Origin of the sequence: Paraburkholderia sp. RL17-373-BIF-A (assembly GCF_046030175.1) — a bacterium.
In the GTDB taxonomy this organism is placed as follows: Bacteria; Pseudomonadota; Gammaproteobacteria; order Burkholderiales; family Burkholderiaceae; genus Paraburkholderia.
This window is the reverse complement of record NZ_JARESO010000009.1, coordinates 98,904-111,025: the sequence shown is the minus strand read 5'-3', so window position 1 is coordinate 111,025 and position 12,122 is coordinate 98,904. Positions and strand designations below refer to the sequence as shown.

Sequence of the window (12,122 nt, the reverse complement as noted above, 5' to 3'; positions counted from 1 at the left end):
TCAGGCATCGACACGCTCGACCGGATGCGTTTCCAGCCACGCATTCTCTTCATCCTCGAAAAGACGGGAGCGCGTCAAGAACCGCAATCCGCTGGGCCGCTCCAAAGAAAACATTCCGCCATTTCCCGGCACAGCGTCGATGATCAACTGCGTGTGTTGCCAGTACTCGAACTGCGATTCGCTCATGTAGAACGGCACGCTCGCAATCGTGCCGAGTTTGACATCGGACGAGCCGACCATGAACTCACCCTGAGGAAACATCATTGGTGCGCTGCCGTCGCAGCATCCACCGGATTGATGGAACAGCACCTCGCCATGCTCGGCGCGCAACTTGTCGATCAACTCGACAGCGGCAGGCGTTGCGATCACGCGGGCGACTTCTTTCTCATCGGCCATCACATGCCCTCGCAGAAAAAAGAGCGAGCCGCGCAATGCGGCCCGCTCGAACACGAACGCGACGCTTAGAAGAAACCGAGCGGCTTGTCGCTATAGCTGACCAGCAGGTTCTTGGTCTGCTGATAGTGGTCGAGCATCATCTTGTGATTTTCACGCCCGATGCCCGACTGCTTGTAGCCGCCGAACGCCGCATGTGCCGGATAAGCGTGATAGCAGTTGGTCCACACGCGGCCTGCCTGAATCTGCCGGCCGAAGCGATAGGCGCGCGTGCCGTCGCGCGTCCACACGCCGGCGCCGAGACCGTAGAGCGTGTCGTTGGCGATTTCGAGCGCTTCTTCTTCGGTTTTGAACGTCGTGACCGATACCACCGGTCCGAAGATCTCTTCCTGGAAGATGCGCATCTTGTTGTGGCCGCGGAACACGGTCGGCTTCACGTAATAGCCTTTGCTCAATTCACCGTCGAGCGCATTGCGTTCGCCGCCGATCAGACATTCGGCGCCTTCCTGCTTGCCGAGGTCGACATACGAGAGGATTTTTTCCAGCTGTTCCTGCGAGGCCTGCGCGCCGATCATCGTCTTGGTGTCGAGCGGATGCCCTTGCGTAATCGCCGCGACCCGTTTTAGCGCACGTTCCATGAAGCGGTCGTAGATCTTTTCATCGATCAATACACGCGACGGACACGTGCACACTTCGCCCTGATTGAGCGCGAACATCGTGAAGCCTTCGAGCGCCTTGTCGAAATAGCTGTCGTCGGCGTTCATCACGTCGTCGAAGAAGATGTTCGGGCTCTTGCCGCCGAGTTCGAGCGTGACAGGAATGATGTTCTGGCTCGCGTACTGCATGATCAGACGACCAGTCGTGGTCTCGCCGGTAAACGCGATCTTGGCGATGCGCTTGCTGGAAGCGAGCGGCTTGCCGGCTTCGAGGCCGAAACCGTTCACCACGTTCAGCACGCCTGCGGGCAGCAAGTCCTGAATCAGTTCGGCGAGCACGAGAATCGAAGCGGGCGTTTGCTCGGCCGGCTTGAGCACCACACAGTTGCCGGCGGCGAGTGCTGGCGCGAGCTTCCATACGGCCATCAGGATCGGGAAATTCCACGGAATGATCTGGCCGACCACGCCGAGCGGCTCATGGAAATGATACGCAACGGTGTCGTGGTCGATCTCGGAGATCGAGCCTTCCTGCGCGCGCACGGCGCCGGCAAAATAGCGGAAGTGATCGATAGCGAGCGGAATGTCGGCGGCCATGGTTTCGCGCAAAGGCTTGCCGTTGTCGATCGTCTCGGCCACGGCGAGACGTTGCAGGTTCGCTTCCATCCGGTCGGCAATGCGGTTCAGGATGTTCGCGCGATCGCCGACGGAGGTTTTTCCCCACGCTGCTTTCGCACGATGCGCGGCGTCGAGTGCGAGTTCGATGTCGGCTTCGCGCGAACGCGGAATCGACGTAAACGCTTCGCCGGTGATCGGCGACACGTTATCGAAGTACTCGCCGCCCGCAGGCTTCACCCATTCGCCGCCGATAAAATTCGCATACTGCTTCTTGTACGGGAATTCGGTGGTCAGAAATTGCATCTCTGCGTGATTCATCTGTGTGCTCCTCACATGTTTGAATGGGCTATATTCGGCTCGATATATCGCTTGGCCGCGTGAGGCTAGAGCCAGAAGTGTGCCAATGCACCGCGCTGGTGACCCTTGCACGCGTAGCAGGCACTCGCGCACGGCATGGGGCGTCGCGCTGTTCAACCAGCGTAAGCTGAGCGTTTCGTTTCTGAGCAGTGTGTGCAGCGCTGTTCACCAATTGAACACAGGGTTTGATGTCTGCCGATGCAAAGGCGTGAGCAGGCATCAGATCCGTTCGGCATGGGAATTGCCTTCTCCTTGCCTTCGATCCTCCTCGATATTCCGTTTGGGCAGATCCGGTATGACGATTGACACTCTCAGCGACACCCTGTCCAGTCCGACGCTCACGCCGCAGCCGAGCTTCCGCGTGCAGACCTGCGTCGCGCACGATGCCGACGAGCAGGCGCGCAATCTCCATGGCTGGAGCCAGACCTACGACCAACTGACGGCAGGGAGTTTTGTCGGCGGCTTGACGGAGTTGTGCCTCGACCACATGCAGGTGTTCGTCGAAACGACCAGCCACACGTTGCGGCAAACCTGCGAAGTGCAGAAGGACGCGTACTGGTTCGGCATTCCGACGTGCCCGGCGGGTTCGGGGCGCATCGACGCGCAGGTGATTGCCGGCGATGCGCTCGCGTTTCGTCCGGGCGGCATCGAATTTGAACTGCTGACGTCGGCGGGTTATGAGATTTTTGGCGTAGTGGTCAAAGGAGAAGTGCTGCGCCGTTACGCGGCGGAAGTGGAGCGCGTCGGTCTGGCCGATCATGTGCCAAACACGCAAGTCGTGCCGATCGGCATGGCTCGCAAGCAGCAGTTGTGTGCCACGCTGCGCCAATTGCTCGACGATGGCGCGGCGCGCGGCACGCCGCTGTCTTCGGTCGCGCGCAACAATCTGCAGGCGTCGGTGCTGGCTTTGCTCTTCGACGTCGGCGCGTTGCCAGCCTCGGAGCCGGTTGCGATGCCGGCGCGTCCGCGCCGTCAGTCGATCGTGTCGGAAGCGCGCGACTATGTGCTGGCCAATCGCGAGCGGGCGGTGAGCGTGCCGGAGCTGTGCGAGCAACTGCATGTGAGCCGGCGCACGCTGCAATACTGCTTTCAGGACGTGCTGGGCATGGCGCCCGCCACGTATCTGCGCGCAATTCGCCTGAATGGGGCGCGGCGCGATCTGTCGAACGCGTCGCGTGAATCACGATCGGTGCAGGATGTTGCGGCGGCGTGGGGCTTCTGGCATCTGAGCCAGTTCGCAACCGATTACCGGAAGCTGTTCGGCATGCGGCCTTCGGATACGTTGAAGGCGGCAATCGGCGCTCGCGTGGACATGGGCAGCGCGGTTAACGCCGTTGCGTTGGCGCACTAGTCTGACCGGACTTTCTCAACCACAGGCGCGGGTCATCTTCGCTGCTTCAAACCTGTGTCGCAGTTCCGCACTGCCGGCAGAACTTCGCGTCTCCCTTCGTCAAACCACAACACCTGCCACGCCGTCACTGGCGCAACAACCGCAGCCCGTTCGCGACCACCAGCAGACTCGCGCCCACATCGGCGAACACGGCCATCCACATCGTGCCGAGACCGGTCACGGCCAGCACGAGGAAGACGCTCTTGATGCCGAGCGCGAGCGTGATGTTCTGCACCAGCACCGAATGCGTCGCCTTTGACAGGCGAATGAACGACGGAATCTTGCGCAGGTCGTCGTCCATCAACGCGACGTCGGCGGTTTCGATTGCCGTGTCGGTGCCCATCGCGCCCATCGCGAAGCCGATGTTGGCGCGCGCCAGCGCGGGCGCGTCGTTGATGCCGTCGCCGACCATGCCGACCGTCGCGCCGTCGTTCGACCATTGCGCGACCGCGTTCAGCTTGTCTTCCGGCAGCTGATTGCCACGCGCTTCGTCGATACCGACCTGCTGCGCAATTGCGGCGGCGGTGTGCGGGTTGTCGCCGGTGAGCATGGCCGTGCTCACGCCGAGCCGCTGCAATTCGGCGATGGCGGCGCGGCTCGTCTCCTTCACCGTATCGGCGACCGCGAATAGGGCGAGCACGCGTTCGGCGTCCACCAGCATCACGACGGTCTTGCCCTGGCTTTCGAGCGCGTCCAGCCGCACCTCGAGCGACGCGGAACAGCGCCCGAGTTCTTCGACGAGCCGGTGATTGCCGAGCCAGTACGGCGCGCCGTCGATCTCGCCGCGCACGCCGCGTCCCGTGAGTGCCTCGAAGGCGTCGACGGTGACGTTGGCCAGGCCGTCGGCCTTCGCCGCCGCCGCGAGTGCCATCGATACGGGATGATCGGAGCGCCCCGCGAGGCTCGCCGCCAACGTGCGGCAACGCACGGCGTCGATCTCGGCGAGTATTTCGAACTCGGTTTGCACGGGCTTGCCGTGAGTGATCGTGCCGGTTTTGTCGAGCGCGAGCCGGGTCAGTTTGCGGCCCTGCTCGAGATAAGCGCCTCCCTTGATCAGAATGCCTTTGCGGGCCGCCGCGGCAAGACCGCTGACGATGGTCACCGGCGTCGAGATGACGAGCGCGCACGGGCACGCGATCACCAGCATCACCAGCGCCTTGTAGACCCACGCCTGCCACGACCCGTCGAACAGCAGCGGCGGCACGACGGCCACGGCGAGCGCGATGGCGAACACGATCGGCGTATACACGCGCGCGAACTGATCGACGAAACGCTGGGTCGGCGCTTTGGTGCCCTGCGCTTCCTCGACTGCGTGGATGATGCGCGCGAGTGTCGTGTTGCTGGCCGCGGCGGTGACGCGATAGTCGAACGAGCCGGTCTGGTTGATCGTGCCGGCGAATACCGCGTCGCCGACCGCCTTGTCGACCGGCAGGCTTTCGCCGGTGATCGGCGCTTGGTCCACACTCGAGCGGCCCGTTACGATCTCGCCGTCGAGCGCGATCCGCTCGCCCGGTTTCACGCGAACCACGGCGCCGAGCGCGATCGCCTTGAGGTCCATTGACCGCCAGCTGCCGTCGGGCTGCTGCACGCTCGCCTGTTCGGGCGTAAGTTGCATCAAACCCTGGATCGCATTGCGGGCACGGTCGAGCGATTTCGCCTCGATCAGTTCGGCGATGGTGAAGAGCACCATCACCATCGCGGCTTCCGGCCATTGGCGCAGGATCAGCGCGCCGGTCACGGCGATGCTCATCAGCGCGTTGATGTTCAGATTGCCGTTGCGGATGGCGAGCCAGCCCTTCTTGTACGTCGTGAGGCCGCAGGAGAGGATGGCGAGGATCGCGAGACCCGCCGGCAGCCAGGCAGGCGCGCCGAGCCAGCCAGCGGCCTCTGAGCCTGCGGCAGCCATACCGGCGAGCGCCAGCGGCCACCACGGCTTGGGCGGCGCGTGCGGCACGGGCGTGGGCGCGGCGTCCGGGCCGGCGTCCGCGAGTTCGGGCGTGAAGTCGAGCGAACGCAGCGCGGCGAGGATCGAGTCGAGCGCCTCCGGCGCGTGGACGATCGTCAAGACGCGCTGCATCAGGTTGAAGTCCATGCTGCGCACGTGCGGCATGCGGCTGAATTTCTTGCGGATCAGCGCTTCTTCGGTCGGGCAATCCATCTGCATGATGCGGATGGCGGTGCGCACGTTGCTGCCGATGGCTTCGGAAGGCGCCAGCGGGATCGACGCAGCTACGGTTGCGGGTGTGCCTGTTCCGCAGCACGCCGAGCCTGCATCACCGTGGGCGTGCGCGTGGCTGTGGCCCCGGCCGTCATGAGCATGGTCGTGATCATGCGCATCGTGACTATGACCGCAGCTCGCGTCGTGGGCATGGGCATGCCCTTCGTGCCCGTCCGCATGGACTTTCACCCGTTCGAGGCGGTCGGCATCGGCGTGGTCGGTTTGAGGCATGGTGGCTTCCTGGTTCGATTTGTGGTCTAGTAAACACCCTGAAGCCACTACAAGGTCAAGGCCGCCATCCGGAGGGTCCATGAAAATCGGCGAATTGGCGAAAATCGCCCATTGCACGACCGAAACCATCCGTTTCTACGAAAAAGAGGGCTTGTTGCCCGAAGCGGAGCGCACCGAGGCCAATTATCGCAGTTACACGGCGAAGCACGTCGAACGGCTGCGTTTCATCCGTAATTGCCGCGCGCTCGACATGACCCACGACGAAATCCGTGCGCTGCTGCGTCTAACCGACGCACCGGCGGACGGCTGCGGCGGCATCAATGCCTTGATCGACGAGCACATTGCGCACGTCGACACGCGCATCGACGAACTGAAGCAGTTGAAAGCGCAATTGACCACCTTGCGCGAGCAATGCCACGGCGAACAGGCCGTGGAAGACTGCGGCATCGTGCAGGGTCTCACCGACATGGATGTGAGCGCGCCGCGTGCGCGGCATACGCATCTGGGTTGACGTGCTCTAGCCGTCGCCAGCTTGGCAGCAACCGTCCCATTCACGGCCGGGCCGTTCGTGCGGCTCGCCGGATAAGCAATCGAATCCAGTTGGAGAATCAACGTGTTTACCTGTAGAAACCAGTCCTGCCAGGCGCAGTGGGAGCAATCGGACGTCGTCATCAAGAACGAAGGACAGGGCCTCCTGTTCCGTTGCCCGATGTGTGGCGCGCGCAATTATGTCGAGCGTTTTGACGGCGACGATGGCTCGGTGCTGTACGAGCAGATGGAAGGCCGTCCTGACACCGGCCCCATAGCCGAATAAGTCTCTTGCCCTTTGCCGCCTTAGCCGCTTTATCCGATTGCGAGCCATCACCCTTATGAACAGTCCCACTACCGCCGGCGCGCCGTTCAGCCAGCTAGCGCTGCCGCCCGCAACGCTCGCCAACCTGACGCAGCTCGGCTACGTCGAGATGACGCCGATTCAGGCCGCGAGTTTGCCGATCGCGCTCGCCGGCCACGATCTGATTGCCCAGGCGAAAACCGGCAGCGGCAAGACCGCGGCGTTTTCGCTGGCGCTGCTGGCGCGCCTCGACGTGCGCAACTTCGCCGTGCAGGCGATGGTGCTCTGCCCCACGCGCGAACTCGCCGACCAGGTCACGCAGGAAATCCGCCGTCTCGCGCGCGCCGAAGAAAACATCAAGGTGCTGACGCTGTGCGGCGGCACGCCGATGCGTCCGCAAACTGCGAGTCTCGAACACGGTGCGCACATCGTGGTCGGCACGCCGGGCCGCATCATGGATCACCTCGAGCGCGGCAGCCTGCCGCTGCAGTCGCTCAACACGCTGGTGCTCGACGAAGCGGACCGCATGCTCGACATGGGTTTCTTCGACGATATCGCCACCGTCGTGAAGCAATGCCCGAAAGAACGTCAGACCCTGCTGTTTTCGGCGACGTATCCCGAAGGCATCGTCAAACTGAGCCAGCAGTTCCTGCGCAATCCGAAGGAAGTGAAGCTCGCCGAGCGGCACGACAACACCAAGATTCGTCAGCGCTTCTATGAAGTGACCGAAGACGGACGGCTGCATGCCGTCGGTCTGCTCCTGAACCACTATCGTCCGGTGAGTACGCTGGCGTTCTGCAACACCAAGCAGCAATGCCGCGATCTGCTCGACGTGCTGCGCGCACAGGGTTTCCATGCGCTCGCGCTGCATGGCGAACTCGACCAGCGTGAACGCGATCAGGTGCTGATCCAATTCGCCAACCGCAGCTGCTCGGTGCTGGTGGCCACCGACGTCGCCGCGCGCGGTCTCGACATCGCGCAACTCGAAGCCGTGATCAACGTCGACGTGACGCCGGATCCGGAAGTGCACGTCCACCGGATCGGCCGCACGGGCCGCGCCGATCAGGACGGCTGGGCGCTGAGTCTGGCAAGCATGAACGAGATGGGCCGTGTCGGCAGTCTCGAACAGGCGCAAAAGCGCGAGGTCGAATGGCACAAGCTGTCCGAACTCACGGCGGCGAGCAATGAGCGACTGTTGCCGCCCATGGAAACGCTGCAGATTCTCGGCGGCCGCAAGGAAAAGATCCGTCCCGGTGACGTGCTCGGCGCGCTGACCGGCGAGGCGGGTTTCGCCGGCTCGCAGATCGGCAAGATCAACGTGACGGAAATGTCCACTTATGTGGCGGTGGAGCGCAGTGTCGCGCGTGAAGCGTTGCGCAAGCTCAGCGCCGGCAAGGTGAAGGGCAAGAAGGTCAAAGTTCGCCTGATGGACGAGGCCTGAGAGACGGCAAGGTCGGTCACGAGCGCCCGCTCGTGACCGGTCGCATCACATTACGTCATACCTCAGCAGTTTTCCGCGTTCTTTACGCAACCTCGTTTCTTCCCCGAAAGTGCCGATCTGACCGGCTTTGCCCGTGGCGGCGCGCCTTCGCGTGAGCCATGACGTAAATGCATGCCGCGCATGACAAAGTTTCGATTGTGACGGTTCTTTGGCTGATGCCTAATCACCAAACCGGAAGGGACCGCCGCGCAGCTGGCCGTTCCATGAATCCGCTGCCGGATGGAGAAAGGGAGAAAGCCTTATGCAGAGCGCCACGCAAGCCCGCTCGAAGTTGCCTGACGTAGGCACGACGATTTTTACCGTGATCGGCCAGCTGGCCGCTCAGCACGATGCGCTGAATCTGTCGCAAGGCGCGCCGAATTTCGCGCCGGACGCCAAACTGATCGATGGCGTCGCTCAAGCCATGCGCGCCGGTCATAATCAGTACGCGCCGATGGCCGGCATCGCCGCCTTGCGCGAAGCGCTCGCCGACAAGGTCGCCACGCTGTACGGCGTGCGCTACGACCCGGCCAGCGAAGTCACCGTGATCGCTAGCGCGAGCGAAGGGCTGTATTCGACGATCAGCGCGCTGGTGCATCCCGGCGACGAGGTGATCTACTTCGAGCCCTCATTCGACAGCTACGGTCCGATCGTGCGGCTGCAAGGCGCCACGCCCGTTGCCATCAAGCTGTCCTTGAGCGACTTCCGCGTGAACTGGGACGAGGTCGCTGCCGCGATCACGCCGAAGACCCGCATGATCATCATCAACACCCCGCACAATCCGACTGCGACCGTGTTCAGCGAAGCCGACGTCGAGCGCCTGAGGGCCATTACGCGCAACACCGATATCGTGATTCTCGCCGATGAGGTGTACGAGCACGTGGTGTTCGACGGCGCAAAGCATCAAAGCATGGCGTGTCATTCCGAACTCGCGGAACGCAGCGTGATCGTCTCGTCGTTCGGCAAGTCGTATCACGTAACCGGCTGGCGCGTCGGCTATTGCCTCGCGCCCGCAGCGTTGATGGACGAGATTCGCAAAGTCCATCAGTTCATGGTGTTTTCCGCCGATACGCCGATGCAATACGCGTTCGTCGACGCATTGGCCAATCGCGAAAGCTATCTCGGCTTGTCCGCGTTCTATCAGAAGAAGCGCGATCTGCTCACGGAGGCACTGCGCGATTCGCGCTTCGAGTTGTTGCCGAGCGAAGGCAGCTTCTTCATGCTCGCGCGTTTTCGTGGTTTCTCCGAAGAAAGCGACAGCGATTTCGTGCTGCGGTTGATTCGCGATGCACGGGTTGCGACCATTCCGCTGTCGGCGTTTTATACCGATGGTACGGACTCCGGCTTGATCCGCCTGAGCTTCTCGAAGGATGATGCGACCTTGATCGAAGGCGCGCGGCGTCTGTGCGAGATCTGATCGGATAGGCAACGGCAACACGCGACGGCTGCATTTTTGAACGCAGTATGATCGTCGCGCGGGCACGCATCAGCGCGCCGCGGGACGGCGTGACAACAAATTCGAAGGGACAGGGATCTGCTATGAAATTGCTCAAGCCTCTTTTGGCGCTGGCCTGTGCATTCGCGTCGCTCGCGGCGTCGTCGGGTGCAAACGCTGCCGATACGTTGCGTTTCGGCCTCGAAGCGCAATATCCGCCGTTCGAATCGAAAGGCCCGAACGGTGAGTTGCAGGGTCTGGATATCGACGTCGGCAACGCGGTTTGCGTCGCCGCGAAGATGACGTGCAAATGGGTCGAGACCTCGTTCGACGGGCTGATTCCCGCGCTGCAAGGCCGCAAGTTCGACGCGATCAATTCGGCGATGAACGCGACCGAACAACGCCGTCAGGCGATCGATTTCACCACCGTCGTGTATCGCGTGCCGACGCAGTTGATCGCCAAACGCGACAGCGGTCTGCTGCCGACGCCGGCCTCGCTGAAGGGCAAGCGCGTGGGTGTATTGCAGGCGTCGATTCAGGAAACCTTCGCGAAGACGCATTGGGAATCGGCGGGCGTGAGCGTCGTGCCGTATCAGGACCAGAACCAGGTTTATACGGATCTCGTGGCGGGCCGTCTCGACGCGACGCTCGTGCTGGCGCCGGCCGGCCAGACAGGTTTTCTATCGAAGCCGAGCGGCAGTGGTTACGCCTTCGTGGGTGAACCGGTACGCGACGACAAGATCCTCGGCAGCGGCATTGCATACGGGATTCGCAAGGGTGATACGGCGCTGCGCGACCGCCTGAATGCGGCGATCGCGAAGGTGCAGGCCGATGGCACGGTGAAGACGCTGGCCACGAAATATCTTGGCAATATCGACGTGACGGCGAAGTAATTTGTCGCGCGTGTCCGCACGCGCCGCGATATCCAAGTTGCTCGTGAGTCTGCTTGTTGATGGTGCGTTTGACGGCTACGATACGTAGGCCTTGCTGCGGCGAGGTCTACGCAACCATCGGAGAACGCGCGGATGAACGAGATCACGGAGGCGGCACTTCGAGCGAAAAGCGCTTCTGCGCCGCGGTTCTGGCGCGATGATGCGTTGCCGTTTATCGAGGTGCGCTCCATTGAAGACGGTCGCGACGTCTGCTACGCCAAACACTCGCACGAAACGTTTTCGATCGGCGCCGTCACGGGTGGACGTAGCGAGTATCTGAACCGCCACGCGCGTGAATGGATCGGCGCAGGCGCAGTCGTCATGATGAACCCCGACGACGTGCATGCGTGCAATCCCGTTGCTGACGAGCGCTGGTCATATCGCATGATGCATGTCGACGTGGCATGGCTCACGGGCCTGCAACACGAGTTGGGTTTCGGCGAGAACCACGCGTTTCGCGCGTTTTCGCAGACCATGTCCACGGACGCGGAATTGTTCGACGGATTAAACCGGCTGCATGCGATTCTCGTCGACAATGACGTCGACACGCTGCGCAAGCAAAGCGCGGCCATCACCTTTTTCTCCGAAGTACAAAACAAGCTGAATCCGGCGGTCTTGCCGGATCACGACGCGAGCCGCCAGCTCACGCGCGCAGCCGAATTCATCGCTGAAAACTGCACGCGGTCGCTGAAGCTGGAGGATATTTGCGAGGCGGCCGATCTGTCCGCGTCGCATCTGATTCGCGCTTTCAAGCAACGCTACGGCATGACGCCGCACGCTTACCTGATCAACCGGCGTATTCAGTACAGCCGCGCGCAACTCAGGCGCGGGCGCGTGATCGCGGATGTTGCGCTCGACGCCGGTTTTGCCGACCAGGCGCATTTGCAGAGGATCTTCAAGCGACTGGTCGCGGCGACGCCGGGGCAGTATCGCAGTTGAATCCGTGGGCTGCGCGGCGTCCTCACGCTACAAGCAGATAAAGCGCACTCGCCGCGAGCAATGCTGCCATCACACGATTGAAAAACCTCACGCGCCCCGCTTGCTGCAAGTATTTGCGCAGGAACGTGCCGGCATACGCCCAACTGGCGATCGACACGTAACAGATCACGAAGTACACGACGGTGAATTGCCAGACGAGCCTGCCGTCGCCGTCGGCTGCATAGGCGCCCATGCCGGCCAGCGACGCGAGCCAGGCTTTCGGATTGAGCCATTGCATCGCCGCGCCATAAGCGAACGACGGTCCACGAGCCGGTTTGTCCGCGCCGAGTTGGCCGTCGTCGACGGCGAGTTTGTAGGCCATATAGAGCAGGAAGCCCACGCCCGCCCATTTGACGACGATGATCAGGTTGGGGAAGTGGGCGAGCAGTTCATGCAGTCCCAGGCCGATCAGCAGAAGCAGGACGGTGAAACCGACGGTCGCGCCGGTGACATGTCGCATGCTCGCGACAAGCCCGTGCTGGGCGCCGGCGCTGAGCGCGACGATGTTCACCGGGCCCGGAGAAATCGAGCTGGCCAGCGCAAAGGCGGCCATGGAGAGTAAAGCGGTCATCGGATGCCTCGATACGGATGCGCGCAGGATTTGC

Annotated in this window: 11 protein-coding genes; 7 read left to right on the top strand and 4 right to left on the bottom strand. The window is 62.4% G+C overall.

What is annotated here, in order from left to right; translation table 11 throughout:
* Together P0D80_RS13705 and adh are read right to left on the bottom strand one after the other, a co-directional pair.
* Positions 1–396: a DUF779 domain-containing protein gene (locus P0D80_RS13705; protein WP_408176270.1), complete on the bottom strand. Its 396-nt coding sequence runs from the start codon at positions 394–396 to the stop codon at positions 1–3.
* 65 nt (positions 397–461) lie between these two features.
* Positions 462–1,982: an aldehyde dehydrogenase gene (adh, locus tag P0D80_RS13700; RefSeq protein ID WP_132376439.1), complete on the bottom strand. Its 1,521-nt coding sequence runs from the start codon at positions 1,980–1,982 to the stop codon at positions 462–464.
* A 334-nt stretch (positions 1,983–2,316) separates the two neighbouring features.
* On the opposite strand from adh, the gene P0D80_RS13695 reads away from it, so the two are divergent.
* Entirely contained in the window at positions 2,317–3,372 is a 1,056-nt protein-coding gene (locus P0D80_RS13695; protein WP_408176268.1) for a helix-turn-helix domain-containing protein, read from the top strand.
* Positions 3,373–3,496: 124 nt separating this feature from the next.
* Here the strand turns inward: P0D80_RS13695 and P0D80_RS13690 are convergent, their stop codons facing one another.
* Positions 3,497–5,860 carry a heavy metal translocating P-type ATPase gene (locus tag P0D80_RS13690; protein WP_408284505.1) on the bottom strand — a complete coding sequence of 788 codons (2,364 nt, stop codon included), beginning with the start codon at positions 5,858–5,860 and terminating at the stop codon, positions 3,497–3,499.
* Between the two features lie 79 nt (positions 5,861–5,939).
* Between P0D80_RS13690 and cadR the strand changes: the two genes are divergently transcribed.
* The 6 genes from cadR (at position 5,940) to P0D80_RS13660 (ending at position 11,478) form a co-directional block, all read left to right on the top strand.
* Entirely contained in the window at positions 5,940–6,371 is a 432-nt protein-coding gene (gene cadR, locus P0D80_RS13685) for a Cd(II)/Pb(II)-responsive transcriptional regulator (protein ID WP_132376438.1), read from the top strand.
* Between the two features lie 102 nt (positions 6,372–6,473).
* Positions 6,474–6,674, top strand: a complete 201-nt coding sequence (locus tag P0D80_RS13680) for a hypothetical protein (protein WP_132376437.1) — start codon at positions 6,474–6,476, stop codon at positions 6,672–6,674.
* Between the two features lie 55 nt (positions 6,675–6,729).
* Positions 6,730–8,133: an ATP-dependent RNA helicase DbpA gene (dbpA, locus tag P0D80_RS13675; protein WP_132376436.1), complete on the top strand. Its 1,404-nt coding sequence runs from the start codon at positions 6,730–6,732 to the stop codon at positions 8,131–8,133.
* Positions 8,134–8,434: 301 nt separating this feature from the next.
* Positions 8,435–9,589, top strand: coding sequence for a pyridoxal phosphate-dependent aminotransferase (locus tag P0D80_RS13670; protein ID WP_408284501.1), 1,155 nt, complete (start codon positions 8,435–8,437; stop codon positions 9,587–9,589).
* A 122-nt stretch (positions 9,590–9,711) separates the two neighbouring features.
* The gene (locus P0D80_RS13665) at positions 9,712–10,500 is read left to right on the top strand and encodes an ABC transporter substrate-binding protein (protein ID WP_408176264.1); all 789 of its coding nucleotides are present in this window, start codon (positions 9,712–9,714) and stop codon (positions 10,498–10,500) included.
* A gap of 132 nt (positions 10,501–10,632) precedes the next feature.
* Entirely contained in the window at positions 10,633–11,478 is an 846-nt protein-coding gene (locus tag P0D80_RS13660) for an AraC family transcriptional regulator (RefSeq protein WP_408176262.1), read from the top strand.
* Between the two features lie 22 nt (positions 11,479–11,500).
* Here the strand turns inward: P0D80_RS13660 and P0D80_RS13655 are convergent, their stop codons facing one another.
* A complete protein-coding gene (locus tag P0D80_RS13655; RefSeq protein ID WP_408284496.1) occupies positions 11,501–12,088 on the bottom strand; it encodes a LysE family translocator in 588 nt (195 codons plus the stop codon).
* Positions 12,089–12,122 lie beyond the last annotated feature (34 nt).